This is a genomic window from Pseudomonas shirazensis (genome assembly GCF_014268785.2).
In the GTDB taxonomy this organism is placed as follows: domain Bacteria; phylum Pseudomonadota; class Gammaproteobacteria; order Pseudomonadales; family Pseudomonadaceae; genus Aquipseudomonas; species Aquipseudomonas shirazensis.
The window spans coordinates 402,501-419,225 of record NZ_JABWRD020000002.1 but is presented as its reverse complement, the minus strand read 5'-3'; the positions used below and the strand labels follow the sequence as shown (position 1 = coordinate 419,225).

Sequence of the window (16,725 nt, the reverse complement as noted above, 5' to 3'; positions counted from 1 at the left end):
TTAATCCTTTTGTGCAGTCGTCCTCATTTGAGGCCTAGCCGACGACATAAACGGCTGAGGTTTGCCCGGTCCAGACCGAGCTCGCGAGCCGCGCTCGCCCAGTTGTTCTGGTGCCTTTGCAGGCAGGCCTCAATTAGCTGGCGTTGATAAGTATCGACGGCCGTACGCAGGTCGCCGTTCGTCGTCTGAATCGCATCTGCGGGCAGCGGCAGAGCCGCGGCTGGCATGGGCGCTACGCTGCGCAGGTCGAGGTCAGCGGCCTGCAGGGTGAGAATGCGCGGGCGCTGTGCTTGCTGGCCAAGCGCCTTGAGCGCTGAACGGCCAATGAGGTGTTCCAGCTCGCGCACGTTGCCTGGCCAGTCGTACGCCAGCAGTGCGGCCTGGGCTTCGCTGCTCAGACGCAGGCTGTTCAAGCCCAGGCGCGAGCGGTTTTGTTCGAGGAAGTAACCGGCCAGCAGCAGCACGTCGCGGCCGCGCTCGCGCAGCGGCGGCACCTGCAAGGGGTACACACTCAAGCGATGATAGAAGTCGGCGCGGTAACGGCCGTTGCGCACTTCGTCGGCGAGGTCGCGGTTGGTCGCGGCGATCAAGCGCACGTCGACATGGTGCTCGCGGTCCGAGCCGAGCCGTTGCAATTGGCCGCTTTGCAGCACTCGCAGCAGCTTGGCCTGGACCGTCAGCGACAGCTCGCCGACCTCATCCAGGAACAAGGTACCGCCGTTGGCCAGTTCGAACTTGCCGCGACGCTCGCCATGGGCGCCGGTGAAGGCGCCGCGGACATGGCCGAACAGCTCGCTCTCGACCAGGGTATCCGGCAGCGCTGCGCAGTTGAGGCTGATCAGCGGCTTGTTGGCGCGGCCGCTGGCCTGGTGCAGGGCCTGGGCGACCAGCTCCTTGCCGACGCCGGTTTCGCCGGTGATCAACACGGTCAGGTCGCTGCTGCCGACCAGGCGGATTTCTTCGAGCAGATGGGTGTGGGCCTTGCTCTGGCCGATCAGCTCCTTGTCCTGGCCACTGGCCTGACGATAGACCTCGGCTCGCTGGTGCTCGTCCTCGGCGCGCAGGGCCAGGTGCTGAATCCGCTCGGCGACGGTGACCGTGGCAGCGGCGAGGCTGGCGAAGGCCTGCAACGCTTCCAGTTCCAGGCTCTGAAACTGCCCCGGGGTCAGTGCATCGAGGGTCAGCAGACCCCACGGCTGCTCGTCGACCAGCAACGGGCAGCCCATGCAGTCGTGTACCTCCAGGTTGGCGTCAGGAGCGTTGACCAGGCCGTCGTAGGGGTCGGGCAGGTCGCTGTCACTGGCGAAGCGGGTCGGTTCGCTGTGGCTGAGCAGAATCTTGAAGCGCGGATGCTCGCTGACCCGAAAGCGCCGGCCAAGGGTGTCCGGGGCAAGCCCGTCGACCGCCAGCGGCACCAGCCATTCGCCATCCAACCGGAGCAACGCAGCCGCGTCGCAAGGCAGCAGGCTGCGCATGGCTTGCAGCAAGCGCCGGTAGCGTTCCTGGTCGGGCAGATCGCGGGACAGGTCGCTGACCAGCGGGAGAAGGGCGGTGAGCAGTGGCTTTGTGGTCATAAAGACTCCTTTTGGTCTTTATGACTATAGTCCGGGATTGGTCATTTTGACACTGCCTGGTTGAATGTCCCGGTTTTGCTGGGGCGAATAGTTGGCATGATTGCTGTAACAGCAGATGCATCCATTCGAAGCCTCATGCTCAGGAGTTGCTGCAATGCTCAATGCCGACCAACGTGCAATCGTCAAAGCCACCGTACCGTTGCTGGAAAGCGGAGGGGAAGCGCTGACCACCCATTTCTATAAAATGATGCTCAGTGAATACCCAGAGGTACGTCCGCTGTTCAACCAGGCTCACCAGGCCAGCGGCGATCAACCGCGGGCGCTGGCCAATGGCGTACTGATGTATGCCCGCCATATCGACCAGCTCGAGCAACTGGGCGGTTTGGTCGGTCAGATCATCAACAAGCATGTCGCCTTGCAGATCCTGCCTGAGCACTACCCGATCGTCGGTCGTTGCTTGCTGCGCGCCATCGAGGAAGTATTGGGCAAGGACATCGCCACACCTGCGGTGATCGAAGCCTGGGCCGGCGCCTACGGCCAGCTGGCCGACATCCTCATCGGCGCTGAAGAAGGCCTGTATCAGCAGAAGGAGCAGGCCACTGGCGGCTGGCGTGGCGCGCGTAAGTTTCGCTTGGTACGCCGCGAACAGGAAAGCAGCGAGATCGTCTCGTTCTATTTTGCCGCGCAGGACGGCCAGCCGGTGCTCAAGGCCGAGCCTGGTCAGTACATCGGCCTGCAACTGTTCATCGATGGCATCGAGCAGCGCCGCAACTATTCACTGTCGGCATTGAGCGATGGCCAGCAGTACCGCATCAGCGTCAAGCGGGAGGCGGGCGGCAAGGTCTCCAACTATCTGCATGAGCAGCTGATGGTGGGCGATACGCTCAATCTGTTCCCACCGTCAGGCGACTTCACCCTGGCGGCGAGTGACAAGCCGTTGGTACTCATCAGCGGTGGGGTCGGCATCACACCGACCTTGGCCATGCTCGAGGCTGCCCTGACGACGCAGCGTCCGGTACATTTCATTCATTGCGCGCGTAATGGCGCAGTGCATGCCTTCCGCGACTGGGTCGACGCGCTGGCTGAGCGTCATCCGCAGCTCAAACGCTTTTATTGCTACGCCGAAGCGGGGCAGGGCGCAGACGCCGTGGGCCTGTTGAGCGAGCAGCAATTGGCCGCATGGCTGCCGCAGGAGCGGGATGTCGATGCTTACTTCCTGGGGCCGAAGGCATTCATGGCGGCGGTCAAACGCCAGCTCAAAGGGTTGGGTGTGCCCGAAGCGCAGAGCCGTTACGAATTCTTCGGGCCGGCGGCTGCGCTGGAGTAAACCCGTTGTTACAGCCGGCTCGCGCGATCACGGGCCGGCTGCGGCTTAATCTCGCTTTAATCCCGCTATCCTTCACTTGCGTGTGTCGAGGCGCCTGCGCCTGCCCGGCATTCGCCCGCCTATATACAGGGCCGTCGTTGAACTGAAGAGGTTTGGCTCGGTCCTAGTGTCTCCGGAGAGTGGCGCTTGCCGTTGCCTCGACGCATCCACGCTCATGGCCAGCGTGTAAACTGCCCAGCGGCTGGCCTGCGTGCTGTCACTCTCCCTCGAAGGAATCGGCAATGAACGAACAACTCTCGCGCCTGAACCGTGAACGGCGCTTTCTGGCCCTGCTGGGCCTGATCTGCCTGGCGCTGATTGGCGGCGCGCTGTATATGCAGATTGTCCTCGGCGAGGCGCCATGCCCGCTGTGCATCCTGCAACGCTATGCATTGCTGCTGATCGCGCTGTTTGCCTTCATCGGCGCGGCAATGCCCAACCGCCGGGGCCTGACCCTGTTCGAAGGGCTGGTGGTACTCAGTGCCATTGGTGGAATCGTTGCGGCTGGGCGCCATGTGTATATACTCGCCAACCCTGCGGTCAGTTGCGGTATCGACACCCTGCAACCGATCGTCGATGACTTGCCACTGGCCAAGGTCTGGCCACTGGCGTTCCAGGTCGAGGGTTTCTGCAGCACGCCATACCCTCCGCTGCTGGGTCTGTCGCTGGCGCAATGGGCGCTGCTGGCGTTCGTGCTGACCGCGATTCTGGTGCCGGTAGGCATCTATCGCAACCGCAAACGGGCTTAGACCAAAGTACCGCTTGAGCGCAAGTCTGTTGCACGGCGAGAGAAGCCCCTTTTCTCGCCATTCGCTTGATCCAGATCAATGACTAAGCCTTGCAGAATCAGCGTTTCAGGCCTGTAGGACGGGGTGCGACAAACTGTCGCGAACCTGATTTTCCCTACTCCATTGTTACCGAATCTGCAAAAGACTGTTGCTCAATAAGTCATAGTCAAGGGTGGGCGACCTATCTACAATCGCCCCCAATTTCCGTTCGGCACTGCTTGCGAGTCGCAGGATTTGAAGGAAGCCACGGCCTCCTTTTTGCTGACTTCGTCAAGTTTCGCCCAACGGCGATACCGGGCGGACACCCCTCCGCGTTAACCCGCACCAAATGGACTTGGTACAGCTGTACGGGCCGTTTGCCTACACCATAAATACCGTTAAGCCCGCTAACCGCCCAGGTCCACGTTGAGGACCCCAGGCAGGAGCGAATTCGAGCCAAAATTGCTGACGCTTGGCAGGACGAAGTGTTGGTGACCAAAACACAAATTGCATTGAAGCAAGCTGATCTAGAGGTCGTGAGATGAGTAAAAAGCGTTACCCCAGACTGTTTGGCATATTGCCCTTTTTAGGCATGCTTTTACTCAGTGGGTGCAACTGGACCCTGCTCGACCCGAAGGGTCAGGTCGGCATTGAGCAAAAGAACCTTATCCTGATCGCTACCGGTCTGATGCTGCTGGTGGTTGTGCCGGTCATCATCATGACTTTGGCATTTGCCTGGAAGTATCGTGCTTCCAACAAGGCAGCCACCTACACTCCAGACTGGTCGCACTCGACCAAGATCGAACTGGCCGTGTGGATCATCCCGGTCATCATCATCGTTGCCCTGGGCTACGTGACCTACGTGTCCACGCACAAGCTGGATCCGTATCGTCCGCTGGATTCCGACGTGAAGCCGGTGCAGGTCGATGTGGTCGCGCTGGACTGGAAATGGCTGTTCATCTATCCGGAACAGGGCATTGCCACCGTCAACACGCTGGTCTTCCCGGCCAACACGCCGGTGAACTTCCGTGTGACCTCGGACGCTGTGATGAACTCGTTCTTCATCCCGGGTCTTGGTGGCCAGATCTACGCGATGGCGGGCATGACCACCAAACTGCACCTGATCGCCAACGAGAACGGTGTGTTTGACGGTATCAGCGCCAACTACAGCGGTGCTGGTTTCACCGGCATGAAGTTCAAGGCTACTGCCACTTCCCAGGCCGACTTCGAGAAGTGGGTTGCTGAAGTCAAGCAGTCGCCAAAAACGCTGAGCAAGGCTGAATACGAAGCTTTGGCCAAACCAAGCGAAAACCACCCAGTCACGCTGTACAGCGTGGCCTCGCCTGACCAGTTCCAGACCATCGTCGACAAGTACGAAGGCATGAACCGCGGTCGGCCGAACCACGAAGAACAAGGCAGCAAAGACCTGGCCACAACCCAGGGTGTGGAGTCGAGTAAGCAACCAGCTGCCGGGGCAGAGGAGTAAGAGATGTTCGGTAAATTAAGTCTGGAGGCGATCCCGTATCACGAGCCGATAGTCATGGTGACACTTGCCATGATCGCGCTGGGTGGTATCGCTGTAGTAGGTCTGATCACCTACTTCCGCAAGTGGACCTACTTGTGGACCGAGTGGCTGACGACTGTCGACCACAAGAAAATCGGCGTGATGTACATCATCGTCGCCATGATCATGCTGATCCGCGGCTTTGCCGACGCCATCATGATGCGTACCCAGCTGGCCGTGGCCACGGGTGGCGAGACCGGCTATCTGCCGCCTGAACACTATGACCAGATCTTCACCGCGCACGGTGTGATCATGATCATCTTCATGGCGATGCCGTTCTTCACTGGTCTGATGAACCTTGCGGTTCCGCTGCAGATCGGTGCACGTGACGTGGCCTTCCCGTTCCTCAACTCCCTGAGCTTCTACCTGCTGCTGGCAGGCGTGCTGCTGGTCAACATCTCCCTGGGTGTTGGTGAGTTCGCCAAGACTGGCTGGGTTGCGTATCCGCCGCTTGCGGGTATTCAGTACAGTCCGGGCGTGGGTGTGGACTACTACATCTGGGCACTGCAGCTATCGGGTCTGGGGACAACGCTGACCGGCGTCAACTTCCTCGTCACCGTGATGAAAATGCGCGCGCCTGGCATGAAGCTGATGGACATGCCGATCTTCACCTGGACCTGCACCTGGGCCAACGTGCTGATCGTGGCTTCGTTCCCGATCCTGACCGCTGCACTCGCTCTGCTGACTGTTGACCGTTATCTGGACTTCCATATCTTCACCAACGAGCTTGGTGGGAACCCGATGATGTACGTCAACCTGTTCTGGGCGTGGGGTCACCCTGAGGTTTACATTCTGATTCTGCCGGCCTTCGGCGTGTTCTCGGAAGTTACCTCGACGTTCTCTGGCAAACGCCTGTTCGGCCACCACTCGATGATTTATGCATCGGGCGCGATCGCCATTCTCGGCTTTGCAGTTTGGCTGCACCACTTCTTCACCATGGGTGCCGGCGCGAGCGTCAACACCTTCTTCGGCCTGGCGACGATGTTGATCTCCATCCCGACCGGTGTGAAGTTGTTCAACTGGCTGTTCACCATGTATCAAGGCCGCGTGCGCTTCACCGCGCCGATGCTGTGGACCCTGGGCTTCATGGTCACCTTCTCGATCGGTGGCATGACTGGCGTTCTGCTGGCTGTTCCAGGTGCTGACTTCGTGCTGCACAACAGCCTGTTCGTTATCGCTCACTTCCACAACGTGATCATCGGTGGTGCGGTATTCGGCTACATTGCCGGCTTCGCCTTCTGGTTCCCGAAAGCCTTTGGTTTCACCCTGAACGAGAAGTGGGGCAAAGCTGCCTTCTGGTTCTGGATCTCGGGCTTCTACGTTGCGTTCATGCCGCTGTACGCCCTGGGCTTCATGGGCATGACCCGTCGTCTGAACCACACCGAAAACCCACTGTGGGAACCCTACCTGTGGGTAGCGGTAGTCGGCGCCGTGCTGATCCTGTTCGGTATCGCTTGCCAGCTGATCCAGCTGTTCGTGTCGATCCGCGATCGCAACCAGAACCTGGACGTCACTGGCGATCCATGGGGTGGCCGTACGCTGGAGTGGTCGACTTCTTCGCCGCCGCCGTTCTACAACTTCGCTCACATGCCTGAGAAAGTTGGTCTGGACGCCTGGCACGAAGCCAAGGAAGCCGAAGTTGCGTACAAGGTTCCGGCCAAGTACGAAGCGATCCACATGCCAAGCAACACCTCTACCGGTCTGTTCATGGGCATGTTGTTGACCGTCTTCGGCTTTGCCTTCATCTGGCATATCTGGTGGCTGGTTGGCGCAAGCCTGGTAGCAACCATCGCAGTCTTCGTTCGCCACGCTGCACGTGACGACCAGGGCTACATGGTGCCGGCTGAAGAAGTGGCGCGCATCGAAGGCGAGCGCATGCAAGCGTTGGCCAAAGCAGGTGCTCTGCCTGCCGGCGCACGTGTCGAATCGTTTGAACGGGTGTAATCAATGTCCAGTCAAGTAATCCACGGTGACGCTCATGGTCATGACCATGGGCACGACGATCACCACCACGACTCGGGCCAGATGACCGTACTTGGTTTCTGGCTGTACCTGATGACCGACTGCATCCTGTTTGCGTCGCTCTTCGCCACCTACGCGGTGCTGTCCGGCGGTTTCGCCGGCGGCCCGTCGGGTCACGACATCTTCCAGCTCGACTTCGTGCTGGTTGAAACCGCGTTCCTGCTGCTGTCCTCGATCACCTTCGGCTTCGCCATGCTGAAGATGTTCGACGGCAACAAGGCAGGTGTACTGGGCTGGTTGGCTGTGACCTTCCTGTTCGGTGCTGGCTTCATCGCGATGGAAATCTATGAATTCCATCACCTGATCGCCGAGGGTTACGGCCCGCAGCGCAGTGGTTTCCTGTCGGCGTTCTTCGCGCTGGTCGGTACCCACGGTCTGCACGTGACTGCCGGTCTGATCTGGATGGCGATCATGATGTATCAGATCAACAAGCACGGCATCACGCCGACTGCCAAGACCCGCATGAGCTGCCTGAGCCTGTTCTGGCACTTCCTCGACGTGGTCTGGATCTGCGTATTCACCGTCGTTTACCTGTTGGGGGTTCTGTAATGGCTAACGCACACGACACTCATCACGAAGGTAGCCACGGCAGCGTCAAGTCGTACATGGTCGGTTTCGTACTGTCGATCATCCTGACTGCGATCCCGTTCGGCCTGGTCATGTTCCCGACTTTTCCGAAGAACCTGACCGTCCTGATCGTGGTGGCCATGGCCGTCATTCAGGTAGTGGTACACCTGGTGTACTTCCTGCACATGGACCGCTCGAAAGAGCAGCGTTCCAATGTGTCGACGTTCCTGTTCACCGTTCTGGTAATCGCGCTGCTGGTCGGCCTGTCGCTGTGGATCATGTTCAGCATCCACTCTGAAATGATGGCCAAGTGAGGTAAGACTGCATGTCACTGAAGCACTTTATCCAAATCACCAAACCGGGGATCATTTTCGGTAACGTGCTTTCCGTGGCAGGCGGTTTCTTCCTTGCCTCCAGCGGGCATGTGGATTTCGCCCTGTTCCTGGCGGTGGTTCTCGGTACCTCGATGGTGGTGGCGTCCGGTTGCGTGTTCAACAACTGCATCGACCGTGACATCGACATCAAGATGGAGCGCACCAAGAACCGCGTGATGGTCCAGGGCGGCATGTCGCTGCCGCTGGCGCTGATTTACGCCACCCTGCTTGGGCTGGGTGGTTTCAGCTTGCTGTACGTGCAGGCCAACCCGTTGGCGGCGTACTGCGCCCTGATCGGGTTCGTCGTCTACGTCGGTTTCTACAGCCTCTGGCTGAAGCGCAAATCGGTGCACGGCACCTTGGTTGGCAGCCTGTCCGGTGCCATGCCTCCGGTGATCGGCTACTGCGCCGTGAGCAACAGCTTCGACCTGGCTGCAGTGACCCTGTTGGTGATGTTCAGCCTGTGGCAGATGCCGCACAGCTTTGCCATCGCGATCTTCCGCTTCAAGGATTACAGCGCTGCCAATATTCCGGTTCTGCCGGTGGCGCGCGGTATCCTCGCGGCGAAAAAGCAGATCGTGCTGTACGTGCTGGCATTCGTCCTCGCTACCCTGATGCTGACCCTCGGCGGTTACGCCGGGCTCGGCTACATGGCGGTTGCCGCCGGTATGGGCCTGTACTGGTTGTACATGGCCTGGGGCGGCTACAAGGCTGAAGATGACAGCAAGTGGGCGCGCAAGGTATTTGGCTTCTCCATCCTCACCGTCACTGCCTTGAGCGTGATGATGTCGGTAGACAGCCAGACTGCCGCTGACGTGCTCATGACCTACGCACGCTGATAGTCGCTGTTAGGAAAAACCCTGGCACCAAGGCCAGGGTTTTTTTTGCCTGCTTGGCAGGCCTTCCTGCTTATCCGGTCCGCTATCGAACCCTTAAGTTGCACGCTCCAATCATGAGGATGTGCAGCTATGGGTGTTTTTACAGTTTACTTTTGTGGAACCGGCTCTACTGCAGGTGACGTTACCAATCGGGATTACTGGAATGGCGAGCTGGTGTCCAGCCTCGCCTTCAAAGACCAGGGGCGTGAGTTTGCCGACAAGATCGTGGTGGACGGTCCGGGCAGCGGCAATCTGCAGGATGACAACCTGTTCGTCGATGACCGCGATCACGGCGCCGCCATGGGGGCTTTGCTGGGCAAAGGTTGGGAGGAGAATGTCGCCCATGCCCTGCAAGTCATCAAGGGCAATAGTATCTGGCAGCGTGGCAAGCGTACTCAGGCTGAGTACCAGAACCTGAAGAACGCCGGCGTACCCATCCCTGATGCCGGCAGCACCGGCAAGTGGTTCCGAGATCGCTACGACTACGGTGATCGTCCGACCACTCCGCAAGAGCTGCAAGAGCGGATCATCCAGCAGTTTCGCAAGCCATTGATCCCGACAGTGGTCAACCTGGTTGGCTGGAGCCGCGGTGGCATCAGCTGCCACATGCTGGCCAACGCAATGGCGGCAGACCCTGAGCTTGAGCACATACCCGTGAATATCCTGGCGCTGGACCCGGTGCCCGGCATTCTCAATATCCAGGCACCACGAGTGAAGCTGGCGGCCAACGTCAAAGAGTACGTTGGGTTTTACGCGCGGGACGAACGCTCCAAGGGCTTTGCCTGTGTGGTTCCCGAGGTGCAGCCCGGTACCCGTATGAGTATCTTCCCCATACCAGGCCGACACGCAACTCTGGTGGGCAACGCATCTGCGACCGGGGAGGGCGGCGGTGATGCATTGAAGGAGCCGGGGCTGATCGTTCGCCACTTTGCCGATAGTTGCTTGACTCGATGGGGAGTGCAGTTGGAAAAAGGCATGGCGTTGAGCGACAGCCAACTGAGAGCCTGCCTAGAGGCGCTGGAGCAGGACGATGCGCAGTATCTGGCGATGCGCAAAAAATCCTACACCTTCATTACCGAAAGCGACGGCGCTGAACGCTTTGTGCATCACGGTAGCGTGGGCAAGGCGTTCAGCTTCGTACGTGGTGAGCACCTTGACCCAAGCGATGGCCTGAGCGTAACGCGCTTGGAGCTCAACAGCTACAAGGCACTGCGCTGATGGCATAGCCGTCTGCGGTCTGACCGAGCACGGGGTCGGTCACGGCATAAGTCTGAAAATCACAACAAAAACAGGAAAATATACTTTACAGGTGTCTGTTTTCGGCATTATCTTCTGATTCGGCCGCTGCGGCGGCCAGCGTCGCTCGGACGGTTCCGGGCGCTTACGTCTTCAGAGGTAGTTATGGCCAACGCAGGTTCGCCGCGCCGCTTTGCGCGTATTGATCGTCTCCCCCCCTATGTTTTCAACATCACTGCTGAGCTGAAAATGGCGGCCCGTCGTCGTGGTGAGGACATCATCGACTTGAGCATGGGCAATCCCGACGGGGCTACTCCACCGCACATCGTCGAGAAGCTGGTGCAGGTCGCCCAACGTGACGACACCCATGGTTACTCCACCTCACGCGGCATTCCGCGCCTGCGTCGGGCCATTTCACGCTGGTATCAGGACCGTTACCAGGTCGATATCGATCCTGAAAGCGAAGCCATCGTTACCATAGGCTCGAAAGAGGGGCTGGCGCATCTGATGCTGGCCACCCTTGACCACGGCGATACCGTGCTGGTGCCCAACCCCAGCTACCCGATCCATATCTACGGCGCGGTGATTGCTGGTGCACAAGTGCGCTCGGTGCCACTTGTGCCGGGAGTGGATTTCTTCACCGAACTTGAGCGGGCGATCCGCGAGTCGATCCCCAAGCCGAAAATGATGATCCTGGGCTTCCCGTCCAACCCGACTGCGCAATGTGTCGAGCTGGATTTCTTCGAGCGTGTGGTAGCGCTGGCCAAGCAATACGACGTGCTGGTCATCCACGATCTGGCCTATGCCGACATTGTCTACGACGGCTGGAAGGCCCCTTCGATCATGCAAGTGCCCGGTGCCAAGGACATCGCGGTGGAGTTCTTCACGCTGTCCAAAAGCTACAACATGGCCGGCTGGCGGATTGGTTTCATGGTCGGCAATCCAGAGCTGGTCAGCGCCCTTGGACGGATCAAGAGCTATCACGATTACGGCACCTTCACCCCGCTGCAGGTTGCAGCCATTGCCGCCCTTGAGGGTGATCAGCAATGCGTGCGCGACATCGCCGAGCAATACCGCCAGCGCCGCAACCTGCTGGTCAAGGGCTTGCACGAGCTGGGCTGGATGGTCGAGAACCCCAAGGCCTCGATGTACATCTGGGCGAAGATACCCGAGGCGTACGCACACCTGGGCTCGCTGGAGTTCGCGAAGAAGCTGCTGGCCGAGGCCAAGGTCTGCGTATCGCCAGGGATCGGCTTCGGCGATTACGGCGATGACCATGTGCGCTTTGCCCTGATCGAAAACCAGGACCGCATCCGTCAGGCGATTCGTGGCATTCGCCAGATGTTCCGGGCGGATGGGCTGACCACCAAGTAACCTCTTCGCACGCTTAACAGCCAACCGACATGCCGCCGATCAGCGGCATGTTTTTTTTCATATACCCTCTTCTCAGCCACCCCCGGTTGGATCAACAATGGCGCCGCGGGCTCAGCCCCGATAACAACAACTCTCCCTCCCTGGCGATCATGTCCGAATATAACCCTTGCCTTGACTGCGGCGCGTGCTGCGGGTACTTCCGTGTGTCCTTCTTCTGGGGCGAATGCCAGTCATCGGGCGGTGTTGTGCCGGACGATCTGGTGGTGCAGATCACCCCGAGCCGGGTCGCCATGATCGGCACCGACGCCAAGCCTTGCCGCTGCATCAGCCTCGATGGCGAGATTGGTAAGCAGGTGGGGTGCAGCATCTACGCCAACCGTTCCACGCCCTGCCGCGAGTTCGAGGCGTCCTGGGTGGATGGCGTGCACAACCCCAGTTGCGACGCAGCCCGTGCTGCATACGGGTTACCGCCGCTGGAGGCCAACGAGCCGCACTGGCCAGATGAAGGCGCCGAGGTGGCGTGATTGCATTGGGTTGAAAATGCCCGGTGACCCTGGGGTCCGACTGACGCTAGACTGTCATCTTTCCAGCGATGGACAGGAGGTCCGGCGTGACCCAGCCCCGCAGTTTCCCCTCTGACTTGCTCCTTGAAAGCCCGCGCCTGCAACTGCGCCCGATGCGTCATGCCGACGCCGCGCAGTGGTTGGAGATGATGGCCGACCCGCAGGTCATGCGTTACTGGCACCACGCCCCGTGGCAGGACCTGGCCGAGGCGCAAAGCGCGCTGGCGGCAGATCGCGAAGCGTATGCCAAGGGCGAGCAACTCAAGCTTGGCATGTACCGGCGCGACACCGGGGCGCTGATCGGCATGGTCCAGCTGTTCAACATCGACGACGTATCCCGCCGTGGCGAAATCGGCTATTGCCTGGCCAGCAGCGTGCAGGGCCGCGGCTACATGGACGAAGCACTGACCTGCTTCATCGATTACCTTGCGCACACGCTGCACCTGCGTCGCCTGGAAGGTGAAATCGACCCGCGCAATCAGGGCTCGGCACGTACTCTTGAGCGTCAGGGCTTTGTCCTTGAAGGCACCCTGCGGGCCCGCTGGTGCGTGGCCGGGGAGTTGTCTGATTCGGGTATCTACGGCCTGTTGCTGGAGCCACCGGTTGCCTGATATGACGGTGAATGACGGTCGGGTGAGCGCCGGTCGCCGCTGGGTCCTGCAGTTGCCCACGTTCTATATCGCCCTGAGCCTGTTGCTGTTCCTCTGCAGTCTGGCGTTTGACGGTGTCTACCTGAGCGCGGGGCGGCATATGCCCGCCTTGCAGATCCTGCTGTACGGGCCTTGGGGGATTCCGTTCGAGCACTACCAGTGGTTTGCCAATCCTTTGTTGGCACTGGCCGTGCTCAGCCACCGGCGCTTTCGCCGGCTGGCACTGGTGCTGGGCCTCGCCGCGCTGTTTCTGGCGGCGAGCAGCCTGGGCATCGATCGCCTGCCGGACAACCGCAGCTATGCCTTCCAGGACCTGATTGGTTTTGGCGCGGGCTTTTACCTGTGGCTGGCGGCAATCGCGTTATTCTGCGTGGGGCAGGCCTGGTGGTGCTGGAAGGCCCGCAGTGCTGCGCAAATGCCAGGATGGCGCTGGCTCGACGTGGCCTTGATCGCCGCGTTGGGGGTGACGGTGTACGTTGCCACCGAAATGCCCTCGCTGCGCTTTCAAGTGGAAAGAGTGCTGGACCCGCCCATTCAACCGCAGACCTTCTGACCGGTCTGCTGTCAGCGCGCAGTGCCCCACTGCACCAGCAGCATGCCTAGCACGATCATGCCCACGCCAGCCAGCCTGAGGCTGTTGACAGGTTTTTCTGGCAGGCCCATCAAGCCCCATTGATCGATCAGCAATGAGGACAGTACCTGCCCGGCGATCACGCAGACGATAAACCCGGCCGCACCCAGGCGCGGTGTGAGAATCAGCGCGGCAGTGATGTATAACACGCCTGCCAATCCTCCCAGCCAGGCCCACCACGGCGCCTGGGTCAGATTCTGCAGCTGCGGCAGCGGGGCCCGCAGCACCAGCAATGCCGGTATCAGCAACATCAGGCTGACCAATAACGAAACACCCGCGGCCCATAACGGATGCCCCAGCAGTCGGCCGAGGGCGGCGTTGCTGCCTGCCTGGAACGGCACAGCTGCGCCGGCCAGCAGGGCGATCAGCATGGGAAGCAGGACAGACAAGGCAAGTGCATGCGGCATTGGGATGCTCCTGAATAAATGACTGGCTGCAGTCTGTGTTATCCATTTCAATGATGGAAATTCGAACTCCGCACAGTTGGTATTCGCTACATGGATGATCTGCGCCGCATCGACCTCAATCTGCTGCTGACCCTAAACGCGCTGCTCAGTGAGCAGCACGTGTCCCGCGCCGCGTTGCGTCTGCATCGCAGTCAGCCTGCGGTGAGCCATGCGCTGGCTCAGTTGCGAGAGATCTTTGCCGATCCGCTGTTGGTGCGGCGTGGTGGCAGGCTGCAGCTGAGCCCTCGTGCGCAATCCCTGCGCGAGCCTTTGCAGCATGCGTTGCAGCAGTTGGACGGTCTGCTTGGTAGTCCTGGCTTTGAAGCCGGCAAATCGCGTCGTACTTTTCGCCTGTCGATGTCGGACTATGGCGGCAGGGTGTTGCTGCCCGGCCTGTTACGGCAGGTCCGCGAAGAGGCGCCCGGGGTCGACCTGGTGGTCTCGCAGGGCAGCCGAGAGGCCATGCTGGGGCAGTTGATCGACGGAGAAGTGGATCTGGCGCTCGGCGTGTTCCCCGATTGGCCGGCTGAAGTGCAGCGCCAGGTGCTGTTCGAAGAAAGTTTTATCTGTGTGGCCGACCGCAGGAACCTGCCGCAGCGCGCAGGGCTTAGCTTGAGTCAGTGGTTGCAACGCCCCCACGTGCTGGTTGCGGTGCGGCCGGGCATCGACAATGAGATCGATCGCGCCCTGCAGCAGGTGGGCGAGCAACGGCGGATTGCCTTGACGCTGCCGCACTGGGGCGTAGCGCAGACACTGTTGGTTGGCACCGATCTGATACTTACGGTGGCGCGGCGAAGCCTCAGCGGGGCTCGTCTGGACCCGGCGCTGCGTACCTTCGCCCCGCCATTGGCGATCGCACCTTTTGCTTTTGCCCAGGCGTGGCATGTGCGCCGGGAAGGCGACGCCGGCCATGCCTGGTTGCGTGCGCGGGTGGCGAGCATCTGTCAGAACACAGAGTGAGCCGAGTGGGTTTGGTCTGATTATTGCCGTTGGTAGCCGGCCTGGGGTGGGGAAGTGCTAGGCTGGTCGCCGTCACTCATCCGCGAGACTTGCTCATGCGTAACCGCACTACTATCGCCATGACCTTGATCCTGGGTTGCTCGAGCGCAGCCGCCAGCGCCGACGACTTTTCCACCCGTTATACCGAGTGTATGGACAAGGCCTCCAGTACCGTTGCCATGAGCAGCTGTATCCAAAGCGAGACCAGCCTGCAGGATCAGCGTCTGAACCGTGTCTACAAGCAGTTGCAGGCCAAGCTTGCAGGCGATGCGCAGAAGGCCTTGCGCACGGCGCAGCGCAGCTGGATCAAATATCGCGATGACAACTGCGCCCTCCATAGCCAGGCCAGCGGCGGCACCCTGCGCCAGATCGAGGCCGGCACATGTGTGATGGGCATGACCCGCGACCGTGCCGCGGAGCTTGAGCGGATACTCAGCCCGGGGCAATGACTGGCTGGCCTTGGATGATTAGTCCGTGGTTACCTGGCCGCACTGGGCTTCGCGCTGCATCGACTCCAGATTGCGCTCGATGGTTTCGCAGATGGTGTCCATCTGGATCTGATGCTCGCTGAAGCGGAACGGGCTCTGCAGGTCGGAGCCGATCCGCTCGATCGCCAGCAGCATGAAGCCCACCACGGTCGAGGCCAGTGGGGTGAACCAGCCCAGCGACTCGACCAGGCCGATCGGCACGATCAGGCAGAACAGCGAAATGAACAACCGCGGGAAGTACACATAAGGGTAGGGCAATGGCGTGTTGGCGATCCGCTCCATCCCGCCTTGCGCGTTGGACAGGTCAACCAGGGTCGACTCCAGCCGGGCAAGGCGAATGCTGTCCAGCCGGCCGGCCTTGTATTCGCGGGCGAGCAAGGCGGCCGAGCCGCTGAGGATGTCATTGGCGAAGTTGTTCGAGCGATTACGCCGCTCGAATTCCTTGGGTCGGATAAACGCCATCAGCTCGTCTGGGCATGCTTCCCCCTTCAAGTGCGCCGCCAGGCAATTCACGTAGGCGACATGCCGGCGCAACAAGGTAGCCTTGATCGGGTTCAAGCCCTCATCGTCGTCATCAATCAGGGTCAGCACCTGGCGCGCGAAACTGCGCGAGCTGTTGACCAGCGCGCCCCACAGGGTGCGTGCCTCCCACCAGCGGTTATAGGCACTGCTGTTACGGAAGCTGACCAGCACCACCAGAGCAGAGCCGAGCAACGTCAGTGGCATCAGCGGCAAGGTGAACTTGCTGTTGAAGAACAGCATGAAATCGATTGTGACCAGGACATCCCAGATCAACAGCCAGAACAGCGACCAACCGATATAGCCGAAGGTCTTCGCCACCAGGCGCAGCTTGCGGGCGATGAGTTGTTTCACGCGGTAGACCTCGAACGGAGCGGATGCAGATCCGACGCCGGACGAGGTCCAAGGTTCGCGGCTGTTGGTCGGGGCGCTGTAACCAAACGTTTTCAGGCCCTTGGTTCATCGTGCTGTGGCAGTAACTACCATGCCTCTGACCGGCGTCACTGGCAGTTGCGGCTTGCCCTTCTTGGCCAGCAGATGCTGATAACGCCGCCATTCCTTGTCGATCTCGCTGTAGGACATGAACACACTGATGCGCTCGCTGCTGGCCAGGTCGGCGCGGTCATGCGCCTGCACTTCGTCCCTGGACAGATAAGCGATATTGATACCCAGCACCTTGCCGTCGTCGGCAAACACCGGGCCGCCCG

18 protein-coding genes (1 of these 18 cut by a window edge) are annotated in these 16,725 nt (G+C 60.4%); 14 read left to right on the top strand and 4 right to left on the bottom strand.

Annotation, left to right across the window (positions count from 1 at the left end):
* Positions 1-23: 23 nt before the first annotated feature.
* Entirely contained in the window at positions 24-1,574 is a 1,551-nt protein-coding gene (gene norR / locus HU736_RS13205; RefSeq protein WP_186701447.1) for a nitric oxide reductase transcriptional regulator NorR, read from the bottom strand.
* A gap of 154 nt (positions 1,575-1,728) precedes the next feature.
* Between norR and hmpA the strand changes: the two genes are divergently transcribed.
* The 12 genes from hmpA to HU736_RS13145 all read left to right on the top strand — a co-directional run bounded on the left by hmpA (position 1,729) and on the right by HU736_RS13145 (position 13,488).
* Positions 1,729-2,901, top strand: coding sequence for an NO-inducible flavohemoprotein (gene hmpA / locus HU736_RS13200; RefSeq protein ID WP_103436092.1), 1,173 nt, complete (start codon positions 1,729-1,731; stop codon positions 2,899-2,901).
* A gap of 281 nt (positions 2,902-3,182) precedes the next feature.
* A complete protein-coding gene (locus tag HU736_RS13195) occupies positions 3,183-3,689 on the top strand; it encodes a disulfide bond formation protein B (RefSeq protein ID WP_101316636.1) in 507 nt (168 codons plus the stop codon).
* Between the two features lie 559 nt (positions 3,690-4,248).
* Positions 4,249-5,193, top strand: a complete 945-nt coding sequence (gene cyoA / locus HU736_RS13190) for a ubiquinol oxidase subunit II (RefSeq protein WP_101316638.1) — start codon at positions 4,249-4,251, stop codon at positions 5,191-5,193.
* Between the two features lie 3 nt (positions 5,194-5,196).
* Positions 5,197-7,215: a cytochrome o ubiquinol oxidase subunit I gene (cyoB, locus tag HU736_RS13185; protein WP_103436095.1), complete on the top strand. Its 2,019-nt coding sequence runs from the start codon at positions 5,197-5,199 to the stop codon at positions 7,213-7,215.
* A gap of 3 nt (positions 7,216-7,218) precedes the next feature.
* Positions 7,219-7,842, top strand: coding sequence for a cytochrome o ubiquinol oxidase subunit III (locus tag HU736_RS13180; RefSeq protein WP_103436096.1), 624 nt, complete (start codon positions 7,219-7,221; stop codon positions 7,840-7,842).
* Positions 7,842-8,174 (top strand): cytochrome o ubiquinol oxidase subunit IV, encoded by a 333-nt coding sequence (gene cyoD, locus HU736_RS13175; protein WP_186701446.1) that lies wholly within the window; start codon positions 7,842-7,844, stop codon positions 8,172-8,174. Before HU736_RS13180 ends, cyoD begins: the two co-directional genes overlap by 1 nt.
* 11 nt (positions 8,175-8,185) lie before the next feature.
* Entirely contained in the window at positions 8,186-9,073 is an 888-nt protein-coding gene (gene cyoE, locus HU736_RS13170; RefSeq protein ID WP_103436097.1) for a heme o synthase, read from the top strand.
* Between the two features lie 129 nt (positions 9,074-9,202).
* Positions 9,203-10,330, top strand: a complete 1,128-nt coding sequence (locus tag HU736_RS13165) for a hypothetical protein (protein ID WP_186701445.1) — start codon at positions 9,203-9,205, stop codon at positions 10,328-10,330.
* A gap of 183 nt (positions 10,331-10,513) precedes the next feature.
* Positions 10,514-11,722, top strand: a complete 1,209-nt coding sequence (alaC, locus tag HU736_RS13160) for an alanine transaminase (protein WP_103436099.1) — start codon at positions 10,514-10,516, stop codon at positions 11,720-11,722.
* 149 nt (positions 11,723-11,871) lie between these two features.
* A complete protein-coding gene (locus tag HU736_RS13155; RefSeq protein ID WP_103438698.1) occupies positions 11,872-12,246 on the top strand; it encodes a YkgJ family cysteine cluster protein in 375 nt (124 codons plus the stop codon).
* An 86-nt stretch (positions 12,247-12,332) separates the two neighbouring features.
* Entirely contained in the window at positions 12,333-12,896 is a 564-nt protein-coding gene (locus HU736_RS13150) for a GNAT family N-acetyltransferase (RefSeq protein WP_101316654.1), read from the top strand.
* Between the two features lie 52 nt (positions 12,897-12,948).
* The gene (locus HU736_RS13145; protein ID WP_186701490.1) at positions 12,949-13,488 is read left to right on the top strand and encodes a hypothetical protein; all 540 of its coding nucleotides are present in this window, start codon (positions 12,949-12,951) and stop codon (positions 13,486-13,488) included.
* 11 nt (positions 13,489-13,499) lie between these two features.
* Here HU736_RS13145 and HU736_RS13140 read toward each other — a convergent pair whose 3' ends face one another.
* Positions 13,500-13,973 (bottom strand): DMT family transporter, encoded by a 474-nt coding sequence (locus HU736_RS13140; RefSeq protein WP_150573528.1) that lies wholly within the window; start codon positions 13,971-13,973, stop codon positions 13,500-13,502.
* Positions 13,974-14,063: 90 nt separating this feature from the next.
* Between HU736_RS13140 and HU736_RS13135 the strand changes: the two genes are divergently transcribed.
* Together HU736_RS13135 and HU736_RS13130 are read left to right on the top strand one after the other, a co-directional pair.
* The gene (locus tag HU736_RS13135) at positions 14,064-14,972 is read left to right on the top strand and encodes a LysR family transcriptional regulator (RefSeq protein WP_186701444.1); all 909 of its coding nucleotides are present in this window, start codon (positions 14,064-14,066) and stop codon (positions 14,970-14,972) included.
* Positions 14,973-15,067: 95 nt separating this feature from the next.
* Positions 15,068-15,460: a lysozyme inhibitor LprI family protein gene (locus HU736_RS13130; protein ID WP_225913047.1), complete on the top strand. Its 393-nt coding sequence runs from the start codon at positions 15,068-15,070 to the stop codon at positions 15,458-15,460.
* An 18-nt stretch (positions 15,461-15,478) separates the two neighbouring features.
* Here the strand turns inward: HU736_RS13130 and HU736_RS13125 are convergent, their stop codons facing one another.
* Positions 15,479-16,372 carry a bestrophin family protein gene (locus tag HU736_RS13125; RefSeq protein ID WP_103436103.1) on the bottom strand — a complete coding sequence of 298 codons (894 nt, stop codon included), beginning with the start codon at positions 16,370-16,372 and terminating at the stop codon, positions 15,479-15,481.
* A gap of 105 nt (positions 16,373-16,477) precedes the next feature.
* Positions 16,478-16,725: the 3' end of a trypsin-like peptidase domain-containing protein gene (locus tag HU736_RS13120; protein ID WP_103438700.1), read on the bottom strand. The gene runs 403 nt beyond the window's last position; the window shows 248 of its 651 coding nt (coding positions 404-651); the start codon falls outside the window, past its right edge — the gene reads right to left on this strand; the stop codon is at positions 16,478-16,480.